Genomic DNA, 25,812 nt, shown 5'->3' on the forward strand with positions numbered 1-25,812 from the left:
AGGTATGTCGTTCTCGTCTACCGCAGGAGCCAAGCCCACTACACAGGACACTGGTACACGGTTCGGACACTGTCGCGAGGCGGGTCCAGGGCGGGCGGTTCACGGTTGGCAGGCGCGCGGTCGGCGCGCGGCACAGCGAGGAGGCATCGGTGGCGGGCGAGTCCCCCGACAGGTCGAAGCAGCGCGAGTCGTCGGCAGAACCGACGTCGGGGAGCGCGGGCGCGGTTCCCGAGGCACGCGATCCGCGGCTCGCGGTGACACGGGACGGCGACAGCGCGTCCACGACGTCCTCGGCCGCGTCCCGGGGCGGGGTGGACACGGCGACGCGGGTGTTCTCCGTACGGGAGCTGACGGCCGAGGAACCGGACGGCGAATCGGGCGACCAACCGGACGAGGAACGGGACGAGCGCTCGGCCGGGGAAGCGCGGGATACGGCCGGCAGGCCGGCGAACGGCTCGACGGGGTCCGAGAAGGCCGCTGAAGGCTCGAAGGGCTCTGAGGGCTCGAAGGGTCCGGAGGGCCCGCAGGAGGCCGCTGAAGGCTCACCGGTGGCCGCTGAGGCCTCGGATGACGCCGAGGGCGCCGGGACGGCGGCCGACGGCGCCGCGGGCGGCGACGATCGGCTGCGGGCGGCCGTGGCCCAGTGGGTCGCCTCGGCGGACGAGAAGTCGGACGAGGCGGACCTGGAGAAAGGTTCCGGGACGTCCGAGGAGGGCCCCGACGCGGCCGGCGCTTCCCCGTCCGCCGACGGTGCGGACTCCGCCGGCGAGCGCTCGTCCAAGCCCGCGCCCAGGTGGGCGACGGGCGACGGGACGACACCCGAAGCCGCGACCGACCGTAGCGACACCGCGGCCGTGACCGGCCCGGCCGACAAGGCCCCGTCGACCGCCGCAACCGCCCCGAGCGGCGAGAGCGGCGACGACAGCGACGACAGCGACGACAGCGACGACAGCGACGGTGACGACGCTGTGCGGCCCGACGCCGCCTCCGCCGGCCGTGACGACGTGCCCGAGAGCCGTACAGGCGGCAAGGCCGCCAGGTCCGCAGAGACCCCAGCAGCCGCAGCCGCAACCACTGCCAAGACCAAGACCAAGGCGGAGGATCCCAGGCTCGGCACCGCCAAGGCGGCACCCGCTGCCGCCCCCACCCCCGAGACCGACGCCGACGCCGAGGCCGGCAGCGCCAGGGCCGAGGCCGACGCACCGGCAGCGCCGGAGAAGACCGACAAGCCGAAGGCGGAGGCGGCGGACAAGCCCGGCGCCGCCGACGAGCCCGACGCTCCCGTCGACCAGCCCACCGCCGTCTTCAAGGCCCTGCGGTCGCCTGCCGGGCGCGGCGTCGATCAGCCGACCACCATGCTGAAGCTGGGGGACGTCCCCAAGGCCGGGAAGCCCGGCACCACCGACCGCGACACCGCCGACCCCGACACCGTCGACCCCGACGCGAAGCCGACCCCGGCGGACGCCAAGCCCCGAGCCGACACGAAGACCCCGGACGCCAAGCCCCACCCCGAGGCGAAGCCGGCCGCGGCGGACGCCAAGCCCCGCACCGACACGAAGCCGGCCGCGGCAGACACCGAGCCCCGAGCCGACGCGAAGCCGGCCCCGGCGGACACCAGGTCCGAGCCCGAACCTCCCGCCGAGCGGACCAGCAGGTTCGTCGCGCTCAAGCCGCTGGACGACGCGGCGAGGCCCGCCGCGGAGTCGACCGCCGTCGTGCCGCAGATCGGGCCCGAGCGGACGACGCAGCAGCCGTTGCCGCCGAAGCCGCCGCTGGATCTGCTGGCCGAGCTGACGAACACCCCGCCGCCTCCGCCGACCCCGCTGCGGACGCTGGGTCGCCGGGTCAAGATCTGGACGCCGCTGGTCCTGCTGCTGATCGTCGTGTTCGCGATCGTGCAGGCCGTTCGGCCGTTGCCGGCGACCGCGCTGACGCTCACGGCGCAGGACTCGTACACCTTCGAGGGCGGCAAGCTCGCCCTGCCCTGGCCGTCCGAGGGCCAGGGCTGGATGGACGTCGACGGCACCGGTGTGATGGGCAGTGTCGGCGACCAGAAGCCGGTGGCCATCGGCTCGGTGGCCAAGACGATGACCGCGTACGTCGTCCTCAAGGGCCACGCCCTCAAGACGGGCGAGGACGGTCCGGGCATCACCGTCGACGCCATCGCGGAGAAGGAGGGCGGCTACAACCAGAGCGGCGAGTCGACCCTCAACACCGTCAAGGCCGGCGACAAGCTCACGCTCCAGCAGGCCCTCTCGGCGATCATGATCCCGTCGGCGAACAACATCGCCCGGCTGCTGGCCCGCTGGGACGCGGGCTCGGAGGCGGCCTTCGTCGAGAAGATGAACGCCGCCGCCAAGGAACTGGGGATGACGAACACGACGTACACCGACCCCTCCGGGCTGAAGGAGACCACCGTCTCCACGGCCGAGGACCAGGTGAAGCTCGGCAACGCGGTCGTGAAGATCCCGGCGCTGGTGGCGATCACCAGCGCGGCCAGCTGGACGGACCCCTCCGGATACAACTGGCCGAACTACAACGAGCTGCCCTACCACATGGGCGCGATCGGCATCAAGACCGGCTCCACCAGCGCGGCCGGCGGCAACCTCCTCTTCGCGGCCCGCAAGAAGGTCGGCGGCGAGACGGTGACGATCGTCGGCGCGATCCTCGGCCAGCACAAGCCGACCATCCTCAAGACGGTCAACGAGGTCAGCGAGACGGCCCTGACCGCCGCCCAGGACGCGTTGGTCCCGGCGAAGATCCTGAAGAAGGGCGACGTCGTCGGGTACGTGGACGACAAGCTCGGCGGCCACACCCCGGTCGTCGTCACCGAGGACGTCTCGGCGGTCGGCTGGGCCGGGCTGACGGTGAAGCTGTCGTTCGCCGGCGGCGAGGTCCCGCACACGGCGAAGGCCGGCACCCAGGTCGGCACGCTGACGGTCGGCGACGGCTCGGGCGACGCGGTCAAGGTGCCGGTCTCGCTCCAGCGGGAGCTGGCCGAGCCGGGCTTCTCGGACAAGCTGACGCGCATCGGCTGAGCCGCCGCGCGAGCGGCGTCCTGCACGCACCCCGCCGGGCAGCCGCCCGGCGGGGTGCGTGCTAGCGTCACGAAACGGGACAGGTCGGCGGCCGCGGCGACGCGGCCGTGAAGCGGTCGCGAACGGGACGCGTCCGCCAGCAGGAGACGGGACACGGGGAGTGCCTTCAGGTGGCCACTGCGGAGCCGACACGCGCCGACGAGAGCGGTCCGGACCCGGACGCCGGCCGGCGGGTACGCCTGCCCGCGCCCCAGTCCGGTGACCATGACCGCGACAGCACGGCCGGAACCCCGGCCCCCGCTCCCGCGTCCGCCCCGGAGGCAGGTGAGCGGGAAGCGGCCGCCGGGGAGTCCCGCGTGAGAGCGGTCGCCGACCGGGTTCGCGACCGGCTCCGCGGACATCTCGTGCTCTCGGTCATGGCCCTGTCCGGCGTCCTGCACGTCGCCTGGTTCTTCGCCTTCGCGAACAGCGGCGGGGATCTCGCCGCGCAGGACGCGTGGGCCGAGTTCGTCGGCCGGCACCCCGACTCGGCGTACAACCTCGCCTGGTACGGCGGTATGCACCCGGTGTCGTACAGCGTGGTGTCGCCGTATCTGATGTCGGTGCTCGGTGTCCGTACGACGATGATGATCGCCGGGACGATCTCGGCCGGACTGCTGACGCTGATCCTGCTGCGCTGCCGTCCGGTGAAGCACCCGGTGTGGCCGGCGCTGGCGGGGGTGTTCGCGCTGCTGTGCAACGCGGCGTCGGGCCGGGTGACGTTCGGGCTCGGCAACATGTTCGCGCTCGGCGCGGTCGCGGTCGTGTTCTGCTGGCCGCACCGCTGGCGCTACAAGCGGTGGGCGAAGGCGCTGTGCGCGGCGCCGCTCGCCGCGCTCGCCACGATGGGGTCGCCGGTGGCGGGCCTGTTCCTGGGCCTGGTCGCGGTCGCGCTGTTCCTGCAGAAGCGGCGGCCGGGCGCGTGGGCGCTCGGGCTGGCCCCGACCGCGGTCGTCGCGGTGTCCGCGTGGGCGTTCCCGTTCTCCGGCACCCAGCCGATGTCCTTCGGCTCGGCGGCGCTGCCGCTGGTCTTCTCGGTGATCGTCTTCGCGGCCGTGCCGCGCGACTGGAAGACCGTGCGGATCACGGCGGCGGTCTACGGCCTCGGGGTGCTCGGGGCCTGGCTGATCAATTCGCAGATCGGGTCCAACATCACCCGGCTCGCCATGCTGTTCTCGGGCGTGGTGCTGATGGCGGCGCTGCCCTTCGCGGTGCCGCGCAGCCGCAAGTGGTACGCGATCGTGGTGTCCTCGCTGGTCTTCGTCGGCTGGATCGGCTTCAAGTCGGTCGACGACGTCTACCGGACCACGCCGACCGCGTCCTGGGCGCGCGAGCTGGCGCCGCTGGTCAACGAGTTGCAGGAGGTCGGCGCGGAGAAGGGCCGGGTGGAGGTCGTCCCGGCCCGCTCGCACCGCGAGGCCTCCGCGCTCGCGCCGTACTTCAACCTGGCGCGCGGCTGGAACCGGCAGGCCGACATGGAGCGCAACCCTCTCTTCTACGACGACACCCTCAACTCGGCGAACTATCACGACTGGCTCAAGCGGTGGGCCGTGCACTTCGTGGTCGTGCCCAAGGACGAGCCGGACGGGGACGGCGGGCAGCGGGAGCGGGAGCTGGTGCAGCGGGGGCTGCCGTACCTGGAGCAGATCTGGGGCGATGCCAACTGGCAGCTGTTCGAGGTGAGGGCCCCGGCGTCGCTCGCCGAGCCGAACGCCATCGTGCAGCGGGCGGCGCAGGGTGAGATGACGATCGATGTGCGCAGGGCGGGCCGGGTCCTGATCCGGATCCCGTACTCGCCGTGGCTGAGCATCGTCGACGCGAAGGGCAGGAGCCTGGAGCCGCCGCAGGAGACGAAGGCGTCCAAGAACCGGTCCGAGGGGGAGCCGAAGGCGTACGACAACGTCAACGGCTGCCTCTTCGAGACGGAGGAGGACGCGGACGGCGACAGGTGGACGATGCTCGTCGCGCCGGAGGCGGGGACGTACCGGCTGGCGGCGCCGTACCAGCTGCCGCGGGGTACGCCGTGCCCGGACGAGCTGAAGAAGTAGCCGGGCCCGCGCACACCGGGCCCGCCAGGGCCTGGCCCACCGGAGCCGGGTTCACCGCAGCCGGGCCCGCCGGAGCCGGGTTCACCGCAGCCGGGCCCGCCGGAGCCGGGTTCAGCGCAGCCGGTCGACGTACCGGTCCGTGCCCGGCACCGTCGGGACGAACGGGGCGAGCAGTTCCACCCGCCCGAGGCCGGTCCCCGTCACCGCCTCCTCCAGGCCGGTGAAGTGGCTCTCCCAGCAGTCGCGGGGGTCCGTCTCCAGGAACCAGAGCAGGGTGAGGCGGGTGTCGACGCCCTCGACCTGGCGGACGTAGGTCATGCGGTCGCCGGGCAGGGGGGTCGGGCGGAAGACGGTGACGAGGGCGGTCGGGGAGCCGGCCAGGCGGCCGGGGAGGTGGCGGGTGCGCAGCCACTCCAGCAGGTCGGCGCGGCGCTCCGGGGTTTCCGCGTCGACCACCTGGAGGACCAGGCCGGCGTAGGGGTGGTCCAGGGCGTGGAAGTCGCGGGGACCGGCCGCGCCGTCGCGGTACACGGTCGCCTCGTGGTCCTGGAACGCGGTGAAGACGTGGGTGCGGTCCCGGTAGACACGGGCGTCCCGGTTGAGGCGCTTGTTGATGGCGACCGTCCAGCGCATGTGGTCGTCGTAGCGGCCGTCGGTGATCCAGTAGGTGGAGAGGTAGCAGCCCGCGGTGACGGGCTGGGCGACGGCGGACTTCTCGGGGCGGCGCAGGAGTTGGAGGTCGCGGGTGGCGACCCAGCGGCGGCCGGCGTACATCCAGGGCATCGCCATGGCGCCGGCGTAGTAGTGGTCGTCCTCGTACCAGCGGTTGTAGGCGTACTCGTGGCCGGGGTGCGGTTCGACCATGGTGATCAGGGCGTGGCCGGGGCGCACCCCGTACGGGCCGACGGCGGCCAGCTCCGCGTACGTCTCGCCGGGGGCGCGGTCACCGGGTGCGCCGGGGGGTCCGCTGTCGGGTGCGCTCCGGGGTTCGCTGTGGGGCTCCTCGGTCATGGTCCTGCCCTTCCTCTTCTCCTCGCCCGGTGGGTCGCCCATACTCTGACGCCCCGTCAGTTGATGCGCCAGGGTCAGGGAGGTCCTCATGCCACCACTGGTCGGCAAGACCGTCGTCGTCTCGGGAGTCGGGGCCGGGCTCGGCCATCAGGTCGCCGCGGCCGTCGTACGGGACGGCGGGAACGCCGTGCTGGGGGCGCGGACGGAGGCGAACCTGGCCAGGAGCGCGGCCGGGATCGACCCGGACGGCATGCACACGGCGTACCGGGCGACGGACATCACGGACGAGAGGCAGTGCGAGGCGCTGGCGGGGCTGGCGCGGGAGCGGTTCGGGCGGATCGACGCGGTGGTGCACGTCGCGGCCCGGGACTCCTACTTCGGCGGGCTGGAGGACGCGGACCTCGACACCTGGCGGTCGGTGCTCGATGTGAACCTGCTCGGCTCGCTGCGGATGACGCGCGCCTGCCTGGGCGGGCTGAAGGAGCGGGGCGGGTCGGTGGTGTTCATCGGGACGCAGTCGTCGGTGGCGGCTCCCACCCAGGTGCGGCAGGCGGCGTACGCGGCGTCGAAGGGGGCGTTGACCAGTGCGATGTACTCGCTGGCGCGGGAGTTGGGGCCGTACCGGATCCGGGTGAACACCGTGCTGCCGGGGTGGATGTGGGGGCCGCCGGTGCAGGCCTACGTCCGGTTCACGGCGGCGTCGGAGGGGGTGGCGGAGGAGGTCGTGCTGGGACGGCTCACGGAGCGGATGGCGCTGCCGGAGCTGGCCTCCGACCGGGATGTCGCGGATGCGGCGGTGTTCCTGGCGTCGGACCGGTCCCGGTCGATCACCGGACAGTCGCTGCTGGTCAACGCCGGGGAGTTGATGAGGTGAGTTCATGTAGGTGAACGAGGACCACTATACCGAATGATTTTGCCTCCCCTTGACCTTACGCCGACTTGTCGTGTTCACGCGCCAGCGCCCACGATGAGCGCCGGGCTGAACCCTGGGAGGACGCACATGAACGGTCTCGACTGGGCCGTGCTGATCGGCTATTTCGGCGTGATGGTCGCCATCGGTGTCTGGTCCCACAAACGGGTCGACGACGTCAGCGACTTCTTCACCGCCGGCGGCAAGATGCCGTGGTGGCTGTCGGGCATCTCGCACCACATGTCGGGCTACAGCGCGGTCATGTTCACCGGTTACGCCGGCATCGCCTACACGTACGGCGTCACCTCGTTCATCACCTGGTCCTTCCCGATCGCTCTCGGCATCGCGATCGGCTCCAAGCTGTTCGCGCCCCGTATCAACCGGCTGCGCTCCCGGCTGCACGTGGCCTCCCCGCTGGAGTACCTGAAGAACCGGTACGACCTCAAGACGCAGCAGGCGCTGGCCTGGTCCGGGATGCTGCTGAAGATCGTGGACGTGGGCGCCAAGTGGGCCGCGATCGCCACCCTGTTGTCCGTGTTCACCGGCATATCGCTGAACCAGGGCATCCTCATCACCGGTGCCATCACGGCCGTCTACTGCACGATCGGCGGACTGTGGGCCGACGCGCTCACCGAGTTGGGGCAGTTCATCATCCAGCTCCTCGCCGGCGTCGCGATGTTCATCGCCGTGGTGATGGAACTCGCCGACCGGGACATCGGTTTCCTCGGCGCGTGGGACGAACCGGCGCTCCAGGGCCACGGGAAGCCGCTGGTGGGGCCGTACGGCACGGTGTTCCTGCTCGCGTTCCTCTTCATCAAGCTGTTCGAGTACAACGGCGGCATGCTCAACCAGGCCCAGCGGTACATGGCCACCGCCACCCCGAAGGAGGCCGAGCGGTCGGCGCGGCTGTCGGCGGCGCTGTGGCTGGTGTGGCCGCTGGTGCTGTTCTACCCGATGTGGATGTCGCCGCTGCTGGTCGAGTCGCAGAAGCCGGACGGCTCCGACTCGTACGGCCTGATGACCGAACAGCTGCTGCCGCACGGGTTGTTGGGTCTGGTCATCGTCGGGTTCTTCTCCCACACGATGGCGATGTGCTCCTCCGACGCCAACGCCATCGCCGCCGTCTTCACCCGTGACTGCGCGCCGGTGATCTCGGCGCGGGCGCGGGCCTGGAACCAGCGGTCGGGGCTGATCGCGGCGCGGATCGCGACGGTCGTCTTCCTGGGCCTGTCCATGGCGGCGGCCACGCAGGTCAACTCACCCGCGTTCAAGGACATCATCACCGTCGTCATCAAGTGGGTGGCCGGTCTGATGGGCCCGATGGCGATCCCGATGATGCTCGGTCTGCTGCGGCCGTTCCGCCGCTCCGGCCCGACGGCGGCGCTGGTGAGCTGGTCCATGGGCCTGCTGGCCTTCTGGCTGGTCAACTACCCGATCAACTGGAACGTCGACGGCGGTGTCCCGCTCCAGTACCAGGTGTCCGTGCCGCTCGCGGTGTCCCTGGTCCTCTACATCCTCATCGGCTTCCTGAAGCCTGAGGACACCCCGGAACGGCTCGCGATCATCGAGCGGATCAACACCGACGGGGGCGGCGGGACGGCGTCGGCGGCGGCCGGGATCCCCGAGCCGCGGGACACCGTGCCGACCCCGGCGCCGGCGAAGGACTAGGGTCTTCCGTTCGCGGCGAGGTGCGGCACCGGACCCGGCGGGACCGGCCTGGTCCGGACGGAAGGGCCTACGCGCCTCGGGGATACCGGGCGAGCCAGCCCGGGGACGCCGCCGCCGGGGTGTGCAGGGCCAGGCCCTGCGTCATCTCCATCGCGAAGTCGTCCGCCAGTTCCAGGATCGTGGGACGGCCCTCCAGCTCGGCCAGCCAGGCCGGCGGGAGGGCCGTCTCGCCGTGCAGGGCCCCGAGCAGCCCGCCGGCCAGGGCGCCGGTGGCGGCCGAGCGGGCGCCGTGGTTGACGGCGAGGCGCAGCCCCTGCCGTACGTCCTCGGCGACCAGGGCGCAGTACACGGCCGCCGCCAGCACGGCCTGGGCCGTCCCGGCTCCGGCCAGTTCCGCCACGCGCGCCGGTCCGGGGACCCCCTGCCGTACCGCGCCCAGCGCGTTCCGCAACGCCTCGGACACCGGTTCGTGGCCCGGCCTGGCGGACAGCAGCGCGAGCGCCTGCCGCACGGCGCCGTCGAGGCTGTCGCCGCGGGCCAGGGCGTGCACGGTCACCGCGTAGGCACCCGCCGCGAGGTATCCGCCGGGGTGGCCGTGGGTCTGCGTCGCGCACTCCACGGCCAGCTGTGCCACCAGGTGCGGCTCCCAGCCCACGAGCAGTCCGAAGGGCGCCGAGCGGGCGGCGGCCTCGGGACCGTCCTCGCCGGGGCTCTTGGGTGAGTCGAGGGTCCCCATGATGTCGTCGCCGAAGCCGAGCAGCAGGGCGCGGGAGGGGTCGCGGCGGACGTACAGCCACTCCTCGTGGGCCAGCCAGCCGTCGTCCTCGCGGCGCAGGTCGGGCCCCCAGTCGCGCTGGGTGGCGGCCCATCTGAGGTAGGCCCGGTGCAGATCGGTGGGCGGGTGCCAGGCGCCGGTGTCCCGGCGCACCTGGGCGCGGATCAGTCCGTCCACGCTGAACAGCGTCAGCTGGGTGAGGTGCGTGACGGCACCGCGCCGCCCGTAGGCGGGCGCCAGGTCGACGAGCCCGTCGGGCCCGTGCGCCTGCCGTATCTCCTCCAGCCCGAGCCGGTCGACGGCCGCTCCGAGGGCGTCCCCCACGGCGGCGCCGAGCAGCGTGCCGCGCACCCGGCTGCGGAAGTCCTGCTGCTCGGTACGTCCCCAGACGGCACCGCCTGTCGCACCCACCTAGACCTCCCGGGCGCCGTCCGTACGTACGACGTTCGTCACTGTAATCGACCACGGCCGGGGTATTGCGTGGCCGTGGACATGTCAGAGGCGTTTTCCGGGCAGACCTCCCCCATGGCAGCCATGACCTCCGCACCCGCCGCACGCGCCCTTCGTCTCGCCGTCACTCTCCTCACCGCCTCCGTCGCGCTCTACACCGCGTTGGTGGCCTTCGGGAACATCACCGACTTCGGGACCAACCAGCAGTTCGTGCGGCATGTGCTGGCGATGGACACCACGTTCCGGGACAACGACCTGATGTGGCGGGCCATCACCACGAAGGGTCTCCAGGACACCGCGTACGTGCTGATCATCGTCTGGGAGACCGCCGCCGCGCTGGTGCTGGCCGCCGGGACGTGGTTCTGGGCGCGGCGGGATCCCGGCAGGGCCCGGCAGGTGTCGACGTACGGGCTGCTGATGGTGATGCTGCTGTTCGGGGGCGGGTTCATCGCGATCGGTGGGGAGTGGTTCGCGATGTGGCAGTCGGACACCTGGAACGGGCTGGACGCGGCGACCCGGGTGTTCGTGTTCGCCGGGGTCGTGCTGCTCGCTCAGTACCTGCCGGCCGACGGCGAGGCCTGACCCGCCGGCCGACGGCGCGGGCCGAGCGTCCCGGTCACTCGACGACCCGGACGTTCGTGCCCGTCGCGCCGAACGCCCACAGGGCCGCGCCGTCCGCCTTCGGCATGCGGATGCCGCCGGTGCGGGCGCCGGAGGCCGGAGGCGGGGAGGAGCCGTCGACCGCGTTGGAGAAGGCGATGTTGACGCCCGACTGCGCGGAGAAGTAGATGATGTGCTCGATCGCCACGCCGTCGGAGCCGGTCGTCGCGTCCTTGCGGAGGGACACCGTGTAGCTGCCGGAGGCCGGGTCCACGGTGCCCGGCCAGACCGTGAAGGTGCGCCGGGCCGCGTCGTCGGCGTCGACCAGCCAGACCCGGTCCTGGCCGAGGGAGTAGACGATACGGCGCCCCGTGCCCGAGCCGTCGGGGACGGGCGCGGTCTTCGGGGTCGGGGACGGGGAGGCCGAGGGCCTGACGTCCGCGGAGGCCGACGCGGACGGCTTCGCCGCCGTCGCCGTCGGGTGCGGGCCCTTGTCGGCCTGCACCGTCAGGGCGCCGACCACGACGATCGCGCCGGCCGTCAGACCGGTGACCCAGGCCCACGAAGGAAGCCGTCGGGCAGGCACGGACACGCTTCTCCTCAGTCTCGGGCCCCCGACACCGGGAGCCCGATCATCGTACTGCGAGGCCCCCGGTCCCCCGGCCCTCAGTCCAGGACCGGCAGCAGCTCCGGCAGGTGGCCGTCGGACGCCGCGGCGGCCCGCTGCCGCTCCTCGGGGACCTCGCCGTACAGGGTCGTGCGGGGCCTCGCCGGGCGGCCCGCCGCCTCGGCGACCGCGATCAGGTCCCGGACCGACTTGTAGGAGCCGTAGGAGGAGCCCGCCATGCGGGAGATCGTCTCCTCCATCAGGGTGCCGCCGACGTCGTTCGCCCCGGAGCGGAGCATCTCGGCCGCGCCCTCGGTGCCCAGTTTCACCCAGCTCGTCTGGATGTTGGGGATGTGCGGGTGGAGCAGGAGGCGGGCCATCGCCGTGACCGCGCGGTTGTCCCGCATGGTCGGACCGGGCCGCGCGATCCCCGCCAGGTACACCGGCGCGTTGGTGTGGATGAAGGGAAGCGTCACGAACTCCGTGAAGCCGCCGGTGCGTTGCTGGATCCCGGCGAGGGTCCGCAGGTGGCCGAGCCAGTGCCGGGGCTGGTCGACATGGCCGTACATCATCGTCGACGAGGAGCGGAGGCCCAGTTCGTGGGCCGTGGTGACGACCTCGATCCAGGTCGCCGTCGGCAGCTTGCCCTTGGTGAGGACCCAGCGGACCTCGTCGTCGAGGATCTCCGCCGCCGTGCCGGGGATCGAGCCGAGCCCGGCCTCCTTCGCGGCGGTGAGCCACTCGCGGACGGACATCCCGGTGCGGGTGGCGCCGTTGACGACCTCCATCGGCGAGAAGGCGTGCACGTGCATGCCGGGCACCCGCTCCTTCACCGCCCTGGCGATGTCGAAGTACGCCGTGCCGGGCAGGTCCGGGTGGATGCCGCCCTGCATGCAGACCTCCACCGCGCCCACCTCCCAGGCCTGTTGGGCCCGGTCGGCCACCTGGTCGAGGGAGAGCGTGTAGGCGTCGGCGTCGGTGCGGCGCTGCGCGAAGGCACAGAACCGGCAGCCGGTGTAGCAGACGTTGGTGAAGTTGATGTTCCGGGTGACGATGTAGGTGACGTCGTCGCCCACCGCCGACCTGCGGACGTCGTCGGCGATGCGGCACAGGGCGTCGAGCGCGGGCCCGTCGGCGTGCAGCAGGGCCAGCGCCTCGTCGTCCGTCAGCCTCGTCGGGTCGTCCGCCGCGGTGGCCAGCGCCTGCCGCACGTCCGTGTCGATGCGCTCCGCGACCATGCCGGGGGCGGCGGCCTCCCGCAGGGCGCCCCAGTCGCCGTACACCTCGTCGAAGTCGTCGCGGCGGTCGGACGTACGGCCGTCGGTGTCGATGGTCCGGTGCAGATCCGTACGGCCGGTGGCCTCGAAGGCCTCCTCCGGTTCCTGCCACGGGCGGCCCTCGACGACCGCGTCCGGCAGGGCCAGGCCCGTCTCCGGGTCGGCGAGCGCGCGGACGTGCGGCAGCAGGCGCGGGTCCAGCCAGGGCTCGCCGCGCCGGACGAACTCGGGGTACACACAGAGCCGTTCGCGCATCTCGAAGCCGGCGGCAGCCGACCGCTCCGCGAGTTCGTCGATCCGCGGCCAGGGGCGTTCGGGGTTGACGTGGTCGATGGTGAGCGGGGACACCCCGCCCCAGTCGTCGATACCGGCGCCGATCAGCCGCTCGTACTCGCTGTCGACCAGGTTGGGCGGGGCCTGGAGGCAGGCGCTCGGGCCCATGATGAGGCGGGCGACGGCCACCGTCGCCACCAGCTCGTCGAGTTCGGCGTCGGGCATGCCGCGCATCGCCGTGTCCGGCTTGGCGCGGAAGTTCTGGATGATCAGTTCCTGGATGCCGTGGTAGGCGCGGGCGACCTTGCGGAGCGCGAACAGCGACTCCGCGCGCTCCTCGTACGTCTCCCCTATCCCGATCAGGATGCCCGAGGTGAAGGGGACCGACGAGCGGCCCGCGTCCTCCAGGACGCGCAGCCGCACGGCGGGTTCCTTGTCCGGGGAGCCGAAGTGCGGGCCGCCGGGCTGGGACCACAGCCGGGTCGCGGTCGTCTCCAGCATCATGCCCATCGACGGGGCGACCGGCTTGAGCCGCTGGAAGTCGGTCCAGGTCATGACGCCCGGATTGAGGTGCGGGAGCAGGCCCGTCTCCTCCAGGACGCGGATGGAGATGGCGCGGACGTAGGCGATGGTGTCGTCGTAGCCGTGCGCGTCGAGCCACTCGCGCGCCTCCGGCCAGCGGTCCTCGGGCTTGTCGCCGAGGGTGATCAGCGCTTCCTTGCAGCCGAGGGCCGCGCCCTTGCGGGCGATGTCGAGCACCTCGTCCGGCGACATGAACATCCCGTGCCCGGCGCGCCGCAGCTTGCCGGGGACGGTGACGAACGTGCAGTAGTGGCACTTGTCCCGGCACAGCCGGGTCAGCGGGATGAAGACGCTCTTCGAGTACGTGATGACACCGGGGCGACCGGCCGCCTCCAGGCCCGCGTCCCGCACCCGCGCGGCGGAGGCGGCCAGGTCGACGAGGTGCTCCCCACAGGCCTGGAGCAGCACCGCCGCCTCGAAGACGTCGAGGGCGACGCCGTCCCTGGCACGTTTGAGGGCGCGACGCAGCGAGTTCTCGGTGGGGCCGGTTCCGGAGGTCGCGGAAGTCGTCATTGTTTGAGCATACGTTCGCGCTGATCAGGCCAGGCGGGGGCGCCCGGTTCGTCCCTCAGAGGTAGGGGGCGTACGCGTCGAGGGCCTTGAGCACGTCCGCCTCCCCCGCCGGAGGCAGCTGCACCACGACCTCGTCGATGCCCAGTTCGGCGTAGTGCGCGAGCTTGCCGGGCGAGGGGTGGACGGCGTACGGCACGATCTGGAGGGCCGCCGGGTCGCGGCCCGCGTCCGCCCACGCCGCGCGCAGGACGGGCAGCGACTCGGACAGGCCGCGCCCGCCGATGGGCAGCCAGCCGTCGGCGTACTCGCAGATGTGCGCGAACAGCTTCGGGCCCGCGGCGCCGCCGACGAGGGTGCGGGGGCCGGTGACCGGGCCGCGCGGCTTCCGCACGGGCTTGGGATGGGCCTCGCTCGCCCGCACGCTGCCGAACTCGCCCTCGTAGGCGGTGGGCTCCTCGCTCCACAGCGCGCGCATCAACGCCATCCGGTCGCGGACCAGGTCGCGGCGGGTACCCCACCGCACGCCGTGGTCGGCGGCCTCCTCCACGTTCCAGCCGAAGCCGACGCCGAGGGTGAGACGGCCGCCGGAGAGGTGGTCCACGGTGGCGATCTGCTTGGCGAGGTCGATCGGGTCGTGCTGGGCGACCAGGGTGATCCCGGTGCCGAGACCGAGCCGCTCCGTCACGGCCGCCGCCTGGCCGAGGGCGACGAAGGGGTCGAGGGTACGGCCGTACTCGCGGGGCAGGTCGCCACCGGCCGGGTACGGGCTGGTCCGCTCGACGGGGATGTGCGTGTGCTCGGGCAGGTAGAGCCCGGCGAAGCCGCGCTGCTCCAGCTCGCGGGCGAGGCGGGTGGGGGTGATCGTCTCGTCGGTGAGGAAGACGGTGACGGCGATGCGCATGGGGGGCCTTTCGACGCGTACGGCTCTTTCGACGCGGGTGACGTCCTCATCTGTACCGGGAGACGGAGCCGGTGTCCATACCGACCGGTCGGCATCGCATGGGACGCCCCCGGCGAGGCCTACTCGGCGTCGAGCTGGTGGTCGGCCCAGACGTAGCTCTCGGGCAGCAGGTCGGCGACGGGAACGGCGCGGAGGCGGTCGCCCTCGCCGACGACGACCTCGAGGGCGGGAAAGTAGTCGAGGAGAACTTGCCGGCACCGGCCGCACGGGGGGACGACCCCGCGGTCGCGGTCGCCCACGGCGACGATCGTGGAGAGTTCGTAGACGCCCTGGGCGGCCGCCGCGCCGATGAGGACCAGCTCGGCGCAGGGGCCTCCGGTGAAGTGGTAGGCGTTCACCGCGGTGACGATCCGGCCGTCCCGGGCGCGGGCCGCCGCCGCCATGGTGTGGTTGTCGCCCCGACAGCGGGTGCGGGCCACGTCCGCTGCGGCCTGGACGAGTTCGTGGTCGACATGGGGGATCTGCGAGGTCATCGGGCGAGGTTGACCCGCGTGACGCGGGTGCGCAACCGGATTCGGCGGACCCGCCCCTGGACCGCCTGCCCTCCCCGGCCGGGTGGGGCAGGCATCCGATCGACTCAGTCCACGATCCGGCACGGGCGGCTCGCCTTCACCACTGCGCCCCGCCCCCGCAGTCCGCCCACAGCAGCTTGCCGCCCTTCGGCGCGCCCGGGTGTCCGAGCACGGACACCCCGACCTCGTCCGCGCAGGCCCGTACGAGGTGCAGGCCCCTGCCGTGTTCGGCGTCCGGGGGCGAGGCCCCCTTGTCCTGCGAGAAGCCGGGCGGAACCCTCGGGTCCGTGTCCCATACGGCGACGCGGACCCGGCCGGGCTCCGGCGACAGGACCCTCAGGGCGTAGCGGCCGGTCGTGTGGCGGTGCGAGTTCGTCAGCAGTTCCGCCGCGAGAAGCTCCGCGGCGGGGGTCAGTTCGGGTACCTCGTGGGCGGCGAGGATGAGGCGGAGGGTGCCCCTGGCGATACCCGGTGCGCGTGGATCTCGCGGGAGGTGCAGGGTGTAGTTCCAGGGCGGGGATACGGTGGCCATGAGAAGTCTCCGGTCACTGAGGGGAGTTGGACGGGTGCCTGGTGTCTCTGCCGTGGCGTCCCACGGTGCGCTTCCAGGAGGGGCGCCGTGCAAGCAGCGTAGGGCTACCGCAAGGAATCCTTTCACCGATTGACCGGATTCCTTTAGAGTTCCACTCGTGTGGGTGACGTACCAACTCGGCACATTCCAGGGAGAAAACCGACATGGCAGGCAGAGCAGCTCCGACCGCCCGCCGCATTCGGCTTGGTACAGAGCTGCGTAAGTTGCGCGAGCAGGCCGGGATGACCACCACGCAGGCGGCCAGTCTGTTGGGGACGAGTTCGGGTCAGCTGAGCAACATCGAAGTGGCCCGGTTCGGCGTGAGCGCGGACCGGATTCGGGTGATGGCCCGCGTCTACTCCTGTACGGACCCTGCCCTGATCGAGGCTCTCGTGGAGATGACGGGAGAACGTAAGCGGGGCTGGTGGGAGGAGTACCGCGAGATCCTTCCACCCAGGCTCCTCGACCTGGCCGAGGTCGAGCATCACGGCACCCGTCTGCATGCCGCGCACAGCATGCACGTCCCGGGGCTCCTCCAGACCGTCGACTACGCGCGCGAGATCTTTCGTCAGGCCGTCCCGGAACTGTCCCCGCCCGAGATCGAGCACCGCGTCTCGTTCCGCGTCAAGCGACAGACGGTGCTGTACCGCAGCGACGCGGTTCCGTACCGCGCGGTCATCCACGAGGCGGCTCTCCGGATGAAGTTCGGCGGACCGAAGGTGACCCGTGCCCAGCTACAGCACCTGGCCGAGATGTACGACCGTCCCCATGTGGCCATCCGTGTGATTCCGTTCGACGCGGGCTCCTACCCCGGTTCCGGGCAGTCGGTCTATTTCGTCGGGGGCTCCGTGCCGACACTCGACACGGCACAGCTGGACCAGTCCCACGGCCCGGTCTTCATCGACTCCGAAGCGCAACTGGCGCAATACCGGCTCCTTCTGGAGCGCCTGGAATCCGCCGCGCTCACACCCGCCGACTCGCGGAACCTGATCCACGATGTCGCGAAGAACCTGTGAAGGAACCCTGCATGCCCACCACTGTCTGGCAGAAGTCGTCCTACTGCGCACAGGGCGAAGCCTGTGTCCACGTCGCCGCAACCGCACAGAAGTCGTCCTACTGCCAGGAAGGCGACGCCTGCGTCCACATAGCCGCCTCCCCCGCCACCATCCACCTCACCGAATCCGCCGACCCCGCCCGAGCCGTCCTCTCCGCCAGCCCCGCCGCCTTCGCCGCGCTCCTGACCGCCGTCAAGGAAGGCTGAGGTCCGCCACCACCGCCGCGTGGTCCGAGGGCCAGACGCCGTCCACCGGACCGTCCCCCGCCCGTCGCACACCCCGTACGCGGACCGGTCCGCCCACGCCGATGTGGATGTAGTCGATGCGGGAGCTGGGCATGCCGCCCCGCGCCACGTACGGGTTCGCCGCGTCCCAGGTGGCCCACGGGGCCGTCGGGTCGGCGTACTCCCAGGCGTCGAGGAACACCTGGCCCGGGACGGGCGGGGCCGTCCTGTGACCGCCGAAGAGGCGGATCTCGTCGGAGTCGGGCCAGGCGTTGAAGTCGCCGGTGACGAGGGGCGGGAACGGGGTGCCGTCGCGGTGCCGGGCGACGAACTCGGCGAGGGCCGCGACCTGGCGGCAGCGCACCGCGGAGGCGTGGAGCTGGGAGGTGAGGTGGGTGGTGAAGAAGGGGATGTCGTGGGCGGGCGCCGCGAGGCGGGTGTGGAGGGCCAGGCGGCCGTCGGCGACGTCGGCGGGCGTCGGGAGCGGGAGGACGTCCTGGGCGATCACCGGCCAGCGGCTGAGCACGGCGTTGCCGATCTCCACCGACGCGTCGCCGATCCGCCGCTGCCACCGTTCGGGGGCGTGGTACGGCACCCAGGCCGAGTGCAGGCCCAGTTCGCCGGCGAGCCACTCGGCGAGGTTCTCGCCACCGGCGGCCCACACCTCCTGGAGGCCGACGACATCCGGGTCCAGGTCCCGCAGGACCGACAGGATCGCCTTCTGCCGTGCCTCCCACGGCCCGAAGCGCCACCACAGGTTCCAGGTCACGACCCGCATCCGCAGCCACCGTCCTCGTCGCTCACGCGTCCGCGACCATTGAAGCAACAGTTCGAGCCCTTTGCGTGAAGGAGTCGCCCCGCCGATGTCCCGCCTCAACGACCGACGATTCCGCGCCACCACCGCCGTCCAGCGCCGCCTCAACCCGCTCCTGCGCCGCCTCCCCTTCCAGACCCTCATCGAGACGACCGGCCGCACGTCCGGGCTGCCGCGGCAGACGCCGGTGGGAGGCCGGCGGGTCGGAAACGTGTTCTGGCTGGTGTCGGAGTTCGGGGAGCTGTCCCAGTACGTCCGCAACATCAAGGCCGATCCGCGGGTGCGGGTGCGGATCGGCGGGCGGTGGCACACGGGCACGGCGCATCTGCTGCCCGACGACGGCGCGGTGGCACGCCTGCGCGGCCTGCCACGGTTCAACAGCGCGGCGGTACGGGCCCTCGGCACGAACCTGCTGACGGTGCGGGTGGATCTGGACGGTTAACGGCTGCCGGGAGACCCGTCAGGGAACCCTCACCCCGGCCACACCAGCGACTGCACCTCGCTGTACGCGTGCAGGGCGTAGGAGCCGACGTCGCGGCCGACCCCGCTCCTCTTGAAGCCGCCGAACGGGGCCTCCATGTTGCGGCCGACCGTGTTGATGCCGACGCCTCCGGCCCGTAGGCGGCGGGCGAGGCGGAAGGCTCTCGCGACGTCGCCGGACCAGACGTAGTCGATGAGGCCGTAGTCGCTGTCGTTGGCCAGGGCGACGCCCTCCTCCTCGTCGTCGAAGGGGATGACGACGACGACCGGGCCGAAGATCTCCTCGCGGGCCACCCGCATCTGGTTCGTGCAGTCCGCCAGGAGGGTGGGGGGAACATAGAAGCCCCGGTCGGGGAAGGCGGGGCGTTCGCCTCCCGTCACCAGCACCGCGCCCTCCTTGCGCCCCAGCTCCACATACGACTCCACCCGGTCCCGGTGGGCCGCCGAGATGAGCGGTCCGACGACCGTGTCCGGGTCGCGCGGGTCGCCCACCTTCAGGCGGCGGGCGTACGCCGCGAGGCCGTCCACCAGGCGTTCGTACACGCCCCGTTGGGCCAGGACGCGGGTCGGGGCGGTGCAGATCTGGCCGCTGTAGAAGGAGAACGTCGTCCCGATGCCGGCGACGGCCGAACCGAGGTCGGCGTCGTCGAGGACGAGGGCCGCGCCCTTGCCGCCCAGCTCCATCAACTGCCGTTTCATCGACCGGCCGCACACCTCGGCGATGCGCCGCCCGACCGCCGTGGAGCCGGTGAAGCTCACCATGTCGACGTCCGGGGAGGCCACCACCGTCTCCCCCACCTCCACCGAGCGGCCGGAGACCACGTTGACCACGCCGGGCGGCACGCCCGCCGTCTCCAGCGCCTCCGCCATCCGGTAGACGGACAGGGGGTCCTGCGGGGCGGGTTTGACGACGACCGTGTTGCCCATGGCGAGCGCCGGGGCGATCTTGCCGGCCGGGTTCGCCCACGGGTTGTTGTACGAGGTGACGCAGGCGACCACGCCGACCGGCTGGCGGACGGCCAGCGCGCCCATCACGCCCGCCTTCCCCATCGGCCCCGCGTCGTTGATCTGGGGCTCGATCGGCCACTCGGCGGGCTCCGGGCGCGCGTACCGCCGGAAACGGGCGGCGGCGACGCCCACCTGCATCGCCCGCGCGGTGGCCGTCGTCGCGCCGGTCTCCGCCTGCGCGAGGTCGGCGTACGGCACGAGGTGGCCGCGGATGACGTCCGCGGCTCTCGCCAGTACCGCCGCCCGCTCGCCGGGGGCCGTGCGCGACCACGGGCCGAGGGCCTCGCGGGCCGCCGCGCAGGCGGCGAGCACCTGGTCCGGCGAGGCCTCCGGCGCCCGTCCGACGGGCTCCTCGGTCGCCGGATCGGTCACCTCGTGGTGACCGCCGTCCGGCTCGACCCACCGGCCGCCGACGAACAGCCGCTGGTTCACCGGGTGCCCACCGTCCGCGTGTCCCGCCCGGAGCGCAGCACCTTCCCCGGTACGGCGCCGGTCACCACGTCGTCCCGGATCGCCGCCACCCCGTTGACCCACACCGCCCGCACGCCGAGCGCCCTGGAGTCCAGCCGGGGGCTGTCGCCGGGCAGGTCGTGCACGAGGGTGGCCGGGCCCGCCCCGATCCGCTCGGGGTCGAACAGGACGAGGTCGGCGTGGAAGCCCTCCTCGATCCGGCCCCGTCCGCGCAGTCCGAACAGCCGTGCCGGCTCGTCCGTCAGCATCCGCACCGCCCGCTCGAGCCCGATGAGCTTCCGCCCGCGCAGACAGTCCCCGAGGAACCGGGTGGTGTACGGCGCCCCGCACATGCGGTCCAGGTGCGCGCCGGCGTCGGAGCCGCCGAGCAGCACGTCCTCGTGCTGCCAGGTCTCGGCCCGCAGCGCCCAGGACGCGGGGTCGTTGTCCGTCGGCATGGGCCACAGGACCGTCCGCAGCTCGTCGGCCGCGCAGACCTCCACCAGGCAGGCGAAGGGGTCCTGGCCGCGTTCGGCCGCGATGTCCTTCACGACCCGGCCGGACAGACCGCGGTTCGCCTCGCTGTACGTGTCACCGATGACGTACCGGCCGAAGTCGGCCAGTCGCCGGAACACGCCCGCCTCCCTGGAGTCGGCGTGCCGGAGCAGTTCCGCCCGGACCCGCGGGTCGCGCAGGCGCGCGATGCGGTCGGGGACCGGGAGGCCGAGGACGGGGCCCCAGCCGGGGATCAGGTTCAGGGCGCAGAAGGTGCCCAGGGACATGTTCATCGGCGTGAGGATCGGCATGGTCAGGGCGACGACCCGGCCGCCTGCCTTCCGCGCCCGCTCGCTCGCCGCGAGCTGCCTGGGCACCCGCTCGGGGACGGCCGCGTCGACGGTGAGGACGTTCCAGTTCAGGGGCCGTCCGGCCGCCGCGCTCAGCTCCGCGAGCAGGTCGATCTCGGCGTCGCTGAACTGGTCCAGGCAGCCCGCGACGATCGCCTCGATCTGTGTGCCCTCGTGCTCGCCGACCGCCTTCGCCAGCGCCAGCAGCTCCGCCGGGCGCGCGTGCCGGGAGGCGACCGGCTGCCCGTCGCCGTCGGAGTGGGTGGACGACTGGGTGGTGGAGAAGCCCCAGGCGCCCGCGTCCATCGCCTCGTGCAGCAGCCCCACGATCCGTGCGAGCTGCTCCGGGCTCGGCTGCCCGCCGACCGCGTCCGGCCCCATCACGTACCGGCGCAGCGCGCAGTGCCCCACCATGAAACCGGCGTTGACGGCGATCCGCCCCTCCAGGGCGTCCAGGTACTCGCCGAACGCATGCCAGCTCCAGGGCGTCCCCTCCTCCAGCGCCACCAGCGACATCCCCTCCACCTTGGACATCATCCGGCGGGTGTAGTCGGCGTCGTCGGGGCGGGCGGGGTTGAGCGGGGCGAGGGTGAAGCCGCAGTTGCCCGCGGCGACGGTCGTCACCCCGTGGTTCAGGGACGGGGTGGCGTAGGGGTCCCAGAACAGCTGGGCGTCGTAGTGCGTGTGCGGATCGACGAACCCGGGTGCGAGGACGAGCCCGGAGGCGTCCTCGGTCGTCGCCGCCTCCTCGGTGATCCTCCCCACGGCGGCGATGCGCCCGTCCCGGACACCGACGTCGGCGACGCGGCCCGGCGCACCCGTCCCGTCGACGACGGTCGCGCCGGTGATGACGTGATCAAGCATGGGGGTGCCTCCTCAAGCGTCCACATCCGTCACCCGCGGCCGCCGGCGAGGCTCAGCCGGCCCGCCGGAAGCGCGTGGTCCGATGCACGGGATCCGTGTCGATCTTCGGAATCACGTGCTCCCCGATCAGCCGGATCGTCTGGAGGGTCTCCTCCTTCGGCACCCCGACGGGGAGTCCGAAGCTCAGCTGGTCGGCCCCGGCCTGCTCCCACCGCTTGCACTGCCGCAGCACCTCGTCCGGGTCCCCGCAGATCAGCAGCTCCTCCTCGACGAGGAGTTCGACGAACTCGGGGGTGTACTCCGGCAGCGTCTCCGGCCACTCGGGGAACCCCTCGGGGCGCGGGAACGTGTCGTGGTACCGGAACACCAGCGACGGCAGGTAGTGCAGTCCGCCGCTCACCGCGATCCGGATGGCCTCGTCGTGGGTGGGCGCGCAGATCGCCGTGGTCGTCACCATCACGTTGTCGTTGACGAAGTCGCCGATCGGTTCGGCGTTCACGATGGCCGTCTTGTACTGCTCCAGCACCCACTCCATGTCGGCGACCTTCTGGATGCTGAAGCCCAGCACCCCGAGCCCCTTGCGGGCGGCCATCGCGTACGACGGCGGCGACCCGGCGGCGTACCACATCGCGGGGTGCGAGCCGCCGTACGGCTTGGGCAGGATCTTCCTGGGCGGGAGCTGCCAGTGCTTGCCCTGGAAACCCTCGTACTCGTCCTGGAGCCACATCTTGGGGAACTCGCCGATGGTCTCCTCCCAGATCTCCTTCGTGTGGTTCATGTCGGTGATGCCGGGGAGGAAGCCGAGGATCTCGTGCGAGCCGGCGCCGCGTCCGGACCCGAACTCGAAGCGGTTGCCGGTGAGGTGGTCGAGCATGGCGACCTTCTCGGCGACCTTCACCGGGTGGTTGACCTGGGCGAGCGGGTTGAAGATGCCGGAGCCGAGGTGGATGCGCTCGGTGGCGTGGGCGAGGTAGCCGAGGAAGACGTCGTTGGCGGAGAGGTGGGAGTACTCCTCCAGGAAGTGGTGCTCGGACGCCCAGGCGTACTTGAAGCCGGAGCGGTCGGCCTGGATGACGTACTCGGTCTCCTCCATCAGTGCCTTGTGCTCGGCGAGTGGGTCGGTCTCGGCTCGCTTGCCGACGTATCCCTGTACAAAGAGCCCGAATTCCAAGGAGGTTCACCGTCCCGAGTCTGGTTGTCGTCCCGGCCGTCCCGCCCTTTTCTGACGGTCCGTCAGATCGGGGCTGTCGCCGACTGTGGCACCGGGCGCATGCACCGTCAATAGCTGACGGCAAGTCAGATCACGGACACCCCCGCCAGCCACCCGCCGTCGATCACGAACGGCTGCCCGGTGATGTAGGAGGAGTCGTCCGAGGTGAGGAACAGCGCCAGCCGGGCCACCTCCTGCGGGCGGCCGATCCGGCCCAGCGGCACGAGCTTGCGGTACAGCCCGTCCAGGGCCTTCGCGGTCTCCTCGGCGTCCGCCGTCGGATCCAGCGCGGCCGGGTTGGACATCGGTGTGTCGATCGCGCCGGGGCACACGGCGTTGACCCTGATCCCGCGGGGGGCGAGTTCCAGGGCGGCGACCCGGGTGAGCCCGACGATCGCGTGCTTGCTCGCCGCGTACGCCCCGACCGCCGCCATGCCCGTCAGGCCGGTGTACGAGGCCGTGTTGACGATCGTGCCGCCGTCGGCCAGCACCGGGGCGACCGTCCTGATCCCGAGGAAGCAGCCGACCTGGTTGACCCGCACGACCTGCATGAACTCGTCGAGGGGTGTGTCGGTGAGGGCGTTGAAGCGCAGGATGCCGGCGTTGTTGACCAGCCCGTCGAGACGGCCGTACGCCCGTCCGGCCTCGGCCACCGCGTCCCGCCAGTGCGCCTCCTCGCCGACGTCGAGGTGGACGTACAGCGCGCCGATCTCCTCGGCGAGGGCCGCGCCCTGCTCGTCGAGGACGTCGGCGACGACCACCCGCGCGCCCTCCTCGGCGAACAGGCGCGCCTCCTGTTCGCCCTGGCCTCGCGCGGCGCCGGTGACGAGGACGACGCGGCCCTGGAGCTTGCCCATGTGTTCTCCTCAGAGGTGGGGGGCGACATCGGAGCCGAACGCCGCCATCTGGTCCGTGAGTTCGGTGCGGCCGCGGGAGCGGAAGCGGACCTGGATCTGGTGCACGCCCATCACCCGGTAGGCCCGCAGCGACTCGGCGATCGACTCCGGGGTGCCGTGCAGGGTGCGGCGGCCGACGTCCCAGCCGGGGGTGCCGACGTAGAGGGGTTCGGTGAGCGCGCCGATGGTGAGGGGGGTGCCCCCGCGCAGGCGTCGGAGGCGGTCGATCTGGGCGGGGAGCCGGTCCCGGGGGTCGCCCTGGGGCAGCCAGCCGTCGCCCTTGAGGGCGGCCCTGCGTACGGCGGCCGGTGACGAGCCGCCCACCCAGATCGGGACGCGAGGCTGCGCGGGTCTCGGCCGCTGCCCGAGTTCCTCGAAGGCGTGGGCCCTGCCGTGGTGGGCGGGGAACTCCTCGGGGCCGAGCGCGGCGCGCAGGGCGTCGATCGTCTCGTCGAGGAGGGCGCCGCGCCGCCCGAAGTCGACGCCGAGCGCCTCGAACTCCTCCGGTACGTGTCCGGCGCCCACCCCGAGGATCAGCCGGCCCCCGCTGAGGTGGTCGAGGGTGGCGTACTGCTTGGCGGTGACGAGGGGGTGGCGCAGGGCGACCACGGCGACGTGGCTGAGCAGGCGTACGCGCTCGGTCGCGGCGGCGAGGAAGGCGAGGGTGGCGACCGGGTCGTACCAGACCGTGCCCATCGCGGCCGCGAGCCGGCGCGGGACGGCGACATGGTCGCAGCAGGCCACGTACGCGAACCCGGCCGCCTCGGCGGCACGCGCGACGGCCTTCAGGTCCTCCGGGCCGGCGGCGCTCTCCCAGGGCTCGGCGAAGAGCGTGCTCTGGGACTGGACGGGGAGCTGGATGCCGTAGGCGAGGGTCACCGGGAGCCGCTCCACAGGCCTTCGGGGGTGAGCCCGAGCAGTTCGATGGCGTTGCCCCGCACGATCCGCTCCACGACGTCCGGCGCCAGGTGCCCCATCTGCGCCTCGCCGACCTCGCGGGACTTGGGCCAGGTGGAGTCGGAGTGCGGGTAGTCCGTCTCGTAGAGCACGTTCCCGACGCCGATGGAGTCGAGGTTGCGCAACCCGAAGGCGTCGTCGAAGAAGCAGCCGTGGACGTGCTCGGCGAACAGTTCGGACGGCGGGCGGTGGACCTTGTCGGCGACGCCGCCCCAGCCGCGGTTCTCCTCCCAGACGACGTCGGCGCGCTCCAGGATGTAGGGGATCCAGCCGATCTGGCCCTCGGCGTACATGATCCTCAGGTTGGGGAAGCGTTCGAACTTTCCGCTCATCAGCCAGTCGACCATCGAGAAGCAGCAGTTGGCGAAGGTGATGGTGGAGCCGACGGCGGGCGGGGCGTCGGCGGAGGTGGAGGGCATGCGGCTCGACGAGCCGATGTGCATGGCGATGACGGTTCCGGTCTCGTCGCAGGCGGCGAGGAAGGGGTCCCAGTCGTCGGTGTGGACGGACGGCAGGCCGAGGTGCGGGGGTATCTCGGAGAAGGCGACGGCACGGACCCCGCGGGCGGCGTTGCGGCGGACCTCGGCGGCGGCCAGTTCGGCGTCCCACAGGGGGATGAGGGTGAGGGGGATCAGGCGGCCGCGGGCGGCGGGCCCGCACCACTCGTCCACCATCCAGTCGTTGTAAGCGCGCACGCAGAGCAGGCCCAGGTCGTGGTCGGCGGCCTCGGTGAACGTCTGCCCGCAGAAGCGGGGGAAGGTGGGGAAGCAGACCGCGGACTGGACGTGGTTGACGTCCATGTCGGCGAGGCGGGCGGGCACGTCGTAGGAGCCGGGACGCATCTGCTCGTAGGTGATCACCTCCAGTTTGATCTCGTCGCGGTCGAAGCCGACGGCGGTGTCCAGGCGGGTCAGGGGGCGGTGCAGGTCCTCGTAGACCCACCAGTCGCCGAGCGGGCCGTCGTCACCGGGCTCCCCCATCACGGGCTTGAAGCGGCCGCCGAGGAAGGTCATCTCGCGCAGCGGGGCGCGGACGACGCGGGGGCCGGTGTCGAGGTACCTCTTCGGCAGGCGGTCCTGCCAGACGGTGGGGGGTTCGACCGTGTGGTCGTCGACGGAGATGATCTGCGGAAAGCTCTCACGGGTCTCCATGAGGGCACGGTAGCGCCGATCTG

At 72.2% G+C, this 25,812-nt stretch carries 22 protein-coding genes; 8 read left to right on the forward strand and 14 right to left on the reverse strand.

Features of this window, described 5'->3' with window-relative positions:
* Window positions 1–149 precede the first annotated feature (149 nt).
* Complete coding sequence (locus ACFYO5_RS30250; protein WP_388714748.1) at window positions 150–3,038, forward strand: D-alanyl-D-alanine carboxypeptidase; 2,889 nt, start codon at window positions 150–152, stop codon at window positions 3,036–3,038.
* Between the two features lie 170 nt (window positions 3,039–3,208).
* Window positions 3,209–5,125, forward strand: a complete 1,917-nt coding sequence (locus tag ACFYO5_RS30255; protein ID WP_388714751.1) for an MFS transporter — start codon at window positions 3,209–3,211, stop codon at window positions 5,123–5,125.
* Window positions 5,126–5,236: 111 nt separating this feature from the next.
* Here ACFYO5_RS30255 and ACFYO5_RS30260 read toward each other — a convergent pair whose 3' ends face one another.
* Window positions 5,237–6,136, reverse strand: coding sequence for a hypothetical protein (locus ACFYO5_RS30260; RefSeq protein ID WP_388714754.1), 900 nt, complete (start codon window positions 6,134–6,136; stop codon window positions 5,237–5,239).
* A gap of 88 nt (window positions 6,137–6,224) precedes the next feature.
* On the opposite strand from ACFYO5_RS30260, the gene ACFYO5_RS30265 reads away from it, so the two are divergent.
* Window positions 6,225–7,010: an SDR family oxidoreductase gene (locus ACFYO5_RS30265; RefSeq protein WP_356565165.1), complete on the forward strand. Its 786-nt coding sequence runs from the start codon at window positions 6,225–6,227 to the stop codon at window positions 7,008–7,010.
* A gap of 126 nt (window positions 7,011–7,136) precedes the next feature.
* A complete protein-coding gene (locus tag ACFYO5_RS30270; protein WP_356565163.1) occupies window positions 7,137–8,714 on the forward strand; it encodes a sodium:solute symporter family protein in 1,578 nt (525 codons plus the stop codon).
* 67 nt (window positions 8,715–8,781) lie between these two features.
* Here the strand turns inward: ACFYO5_RS30270 and ACFYO5_RS30275 are convergent, their stop codons facing one another.
* Window positions 8,782–9,900, reverse strand: coding sequence for an ADP-ribosylglycohydrolase family protein (locus ACFYO5_RS30275; RefSeq protein ID WP_388714759.1), 1,119 nt, complete (start codon window positions 9,898–9,900; stop codon window positions 8,782–8,784).
* Window positions 9,901–10,023: 123 nt separating this feature from the next.
* Here ACFYO5_RS30275 and ACFYO5_RS30280 point away from each other — a divergent pair, with 123 nt between their 5' ends.
* Entirely contained in the window at window positions 10,024–10,521 is a 498-nt protein-coding gene (locus ACFYO5_RS30280) for a DUF2165 domain-containing protein (RefSeq protein ID WP_388715282.1), read from the forward strand.
* 34 nt (window positions 10,522–10,555) lie between these two features.
* Here the strand turns inward: ACFYO5_RS30280 and ACFYO5_RS30285 are convergent, their stop codons facing one another.
* From ACFYO5_RS30285 to ACFYO5_RS30305, 5 genes are all read right to left on the reverse strand, one after another.
* Window positions 10,556–11,131 carry a hypothetical protein gene (locus tag ACFYO5_RS30285; RefSeq protein WP_356565159.1) on the reverse strand — a complete coding sequence of 192 codons (576 nt, stop codon included), beginning with the start codon at window positions 11,129–11,131 and terminating at the stop codon, window positions 10,556–10,558.
* Between the two features lie 74 nt (window positions 11,132–11,205).
* A complete protein-coding gene (locus tag ACFYO5_RS30290; RefSeq protein ID WP_388714762.1) occupies window positions 11,206–13,791 on the reverse strand; it encodes a bifunctional FO biosynthesis protein CofGH in 2,586 nt (861 codons plus the stop codon).
* A gap of 55 nt (window positions 13,792–13,846) precedes the next feature.
* Entirely contained in the window at window positions 13,847–14,692 is an 846-nt protein-coding gene (locus ACFYO5_RS30295; RefSeq protein ID WP_356565155.1) for an LLM class F420-dependent oxidoreductase, read from the reverse strand.
* Between the two features lie 119 nt (window positions 14,693–14,811).
* Entirely contained in the window at window positions 14,812–15,225 is a 414-nt protein-coding gene (locus ACFYO5_RS30300) for a cytidine deaminase family protein (RefSeq protein ID WP_388714765.1), read from the reverse strand.
* Window positions 15,226–15,361: 136 nt separating this feature from the next.
* Window positions 15,362–15,796 (reverse strand): ATP-binding protein, encoded by a 435-nt coding sequence (locus tag ACFYO5_RS30305; protein ID WP_388714768.1) that lies wholly within the window; start codon window positions 15,794–15,796, stop codon window positions 15,362–15,364.
* A gap of 203 nt (window positions 15,797–15,999) precedes the next feature.
* Here ACFYO5_RS30305 and ACFYO5_RS30310 point away from each other — a divergent pair, with 203 nt between their 5' ends.
* Both ACFYO5_RS30310 and ACFYO5_RS30315 read left to right on the forward strand, forming a co-directional pair.
* Window positions 16,000–16,851: a helix-turn-helix transcriptional regulator gene (locus ACFYO5_RS30310; RefSeq protein WP_356565143.1), complete on the forward strand. Its 852-nt coding sequence runs from the start codon at window positions 16,000–16,002 to the stop codon at window positions 16,849–16,851.
* A gap of 11 nt (window positions 16,852–16,862) precedes the next feature.
* Complete coding sequence (locus ACFYO5_RS30315; protein WP_388714771.1) at window positions 16,863–17,096, forward strand: DUF397 domain-containing protein; 234 nt, start codon at window positions 16,863–16,865, stop codon at window positions 17,094–17,096.
* Here the strand turns inward: ACFYO5_RS30315 and ACFYO5_RS30320 are convergent.
* A complete protein-coding gene (locus ACFYO5_RS30320; protein ID WP_388714774.1) occupies window positions 17,083–17,892 on the reverse strand; it encodes an endonuclease/exonuclease/phosphatase family protein in 810 nt (269 codons plus the stop codon). The genes ACFYO5_RS30315 and ACFYO5_RS30320 overlap by 14 nt on opposite strands.
* Before the next feature lie 85 nt (window positions 17,893–17,977).
* On the opposite strand from ACFYO5_RS30320, the gene ACFYO5_RS30325 reads away from it, so the two are divergent.
* Window positions 17,978–18,370: a nitroreductase/quinone reductase family protein gene (locus tag ACFYO5_RS30325; protein WP_388714777.1), complete on the forward strand. Its 393-nt coding sequence runs from the start codon at window positions 17,978–17,980 to the stop codon at window positions 18,368–18,370.
* A 29-nt stretch (window positions 18,371–18,399) separates the two neighbouring features.
* Here the strand turns inward: ACFYO5_RS30325 and ACFYO5_RS30330 are convergent, their stop codons facing one another.
* From ACFYO5_RS30330 to ACFYO5_RS30355, 6 genes are all read right to left on the reverse strand, one after another.
* Window positions 18,400–19,848 carry an aldehyde dehydrogenase family protein gene (locus ACFYO5_RS30330; RefSeq protein WP_388714780.1) on the reverse strand — a complete coding sequence of 483 codons (1,449 nt, stop codon included), beginning with the start codon at window positions 19,846–19,848 and terminating at the stop codon, window positions 18,400–18,402.
* A complete protein-coding gene (locus ACFYO5_RS30335) occupies window positions 19,845–21,575 on the reverse strand; it encodes an amidohydrolase family protein (RefSeq protein ID WP_388714783.1) in 1,731 nt (576 codons plus the stop codon). The genes ACFYO5_RS30330 and ACFYO5_RS30335 overlap by 4 nt, the downstream gene beginning before the upstream one ends.
* Before the next feature lie 52 nt (window positions 21,576–21,627).
* Window positions 21,628–22,746, reverse strand: coding sequence for an LLM class flavin-dependent oxidoreductase (locus tag ACFYO5_RS30340; protein WP_356565132.1), 1,119 nt, complete (start codon window positions 22,744–22,746; stop codon window positions 21,628–21,630).
* 125 nt (window positions 22,747–22,871) lie between these two features.
* Window positions 22,872–23,642 carry an SDR family NAD(P)-dependent oxidoreductase gene (locus ACFYO5_RS30345; protein WP_388714787.1) on the reverse strand — a complete coding sequence of 257 codons (771 nt, stop codon included), beginning with the start codon at window positions 23,640–23,642 and terminating at the stop codon, window positions 22,872–22,874.
* Window positions 23,643–23,651: 9 nt separating this feature from the next.
* On the reverse strand, window positions 23,652–24,560 hold the full coding sequence (locus tag ACFYO5_RS30350; protein ID WP_356565129.1) for a TIGR03619 family F420-dependent LLM class oxidoreductase: 909 nt from the start codon (window positions 24,558–24,560) through the stop codon (window positions 23,652–23,654).
* The gene (locus tag ACFYO5_RS30355; protein ID WP_356565127.1) at window positions 24,557–25,789 is read right to left on the reverse strand and encodes an amidohydrolase family protein; all 1,233 of its coding nucleotides are present in this window, start codon (window positions 25,787–25,789) and stop codon (window positions 24,557–24,559) included. The genes ACFYO5_RS30350 and ACFYO5_RS30355 overlap by 4 nt, the downstream gene beginning before the upstream one ends.
* Window positions 25,790–25,812: the final 23 nt, after the last annotated feature.

Origin of the sequence: Streptomyces sp. NPDC006259 (assembly GCF_042870975.1) — a bacterium.
In the GTDB taxonomy this organism is placed as follows: domain Bacteria; phylum Actinomycetota; class Actinomycetes; order Streptomycetales; family Streptomycetaceae; genus Streptomyces.

Coding starts and splice junctions, on each gene's coding strand:
- ACFYO5_RS30260 (WP_388714754.1), bottom strand. CDS start 6,136: ATGACCGAGGAGCCCCACAGCGAACCCCGGAGCGCACCCGACAGCGGA.
- ACFYO5_RS30265 (WP_356565165.1), top strand. CDS start 6,225: ATGCCACCACTGGTCGGCAAGACCGTCGTCGTCTCGGGAGTCGGGGCC.
- ACFYO5_RS30270 (WP_356565163.1), top strand. CDS start 7,137: ATGAACGGTCTCGACTGGGCCGTGCTGATCGGCTATTTCGGCGTGATG.
- ACFYO5_RS30280 (WP_388715282.1), top strand. CDS start 10,024: ATGACCTCCGCACCCGCCGCACGCGCCCTTCGTCTCGCCGTCACTCTC.
- ACFYO5_RS30290 (WP_388714762.1), bottom strand. CDS start 13,791: ATGACGACTTCCGCGACCTCCGGAACCGGCCCCACCGAGAACTCGCTG.
- ACFYO5_RS30295 (WP_356565155.1), bottom strand. CDS start 14,692: ATGCGCATCGCCGTCACCGTCTTCCTCACCGACGAGACGATCACCCCC.
- ACFYO5_RS30300 (WP_388714765.1), bottom strand. CDS start 15,225: ATGACCTCGCAGATCCCCCATGTCGACCACGAACTCGTCCAGGCCGCA.
- ACFYO5_RS30305 (WP_388714768.1), bottom strand. CDS start 15,796: ATGGCCACCGTATCCCCGCCCTGGAACTACACCCTGCACCTCCCGCGA.
- ACFYO5_RS30310 (WP_356565143.1), top strand. CDS start 16,000: ATGGCAGGCAGAGCAGCTCCGACCGCCCGCCGCATTCGGCTTGGTACA.
- ACFYO5_RS30315 (WP_388714771.1), top strand. CDS start 16,863: ATGCCCACCACTGTCTGGCAGAAGTCGTCCTACTGCGCACAGGGCGAA.
- ACFYO5_RS30320 (WP_388714774.1), bottom strand. CDS start 17,892: ATGCGGGTCGTGACCTGGAACCTGTGGTGGCGCTTCGGGCCGTGGGAG.
- ACFYO5_RS30325 (WP_388714777.1), top strand. CDS start 17,978: ATGTCCCGCCTCAACGACCGACGATTCCGCGCCACCACCGCCGTCCAG.
- ACFYO5_RS30335 (WP_388714783.1), bottom strand. CDS start 21,575: ATGCTTGATCACGTCATCACCGGCGCGACCGTCGTCGACGGGACGGGT.
- ACFYO5_RS30345 (WP_388714787.1), bottom strand. CDS start 23,642: ATGGGCAAGCTCCAGGGCCGCGTCGTCCTCGTCACCGGCGCCGCGCGA.
- ACFYO5_RS30355 (WP_356565127.1), bottom strand. CDS start 25,789: ATGGAGACCCGTGAGAGCTTTCCGCAGATCATCTCCGTCGACGACCAC.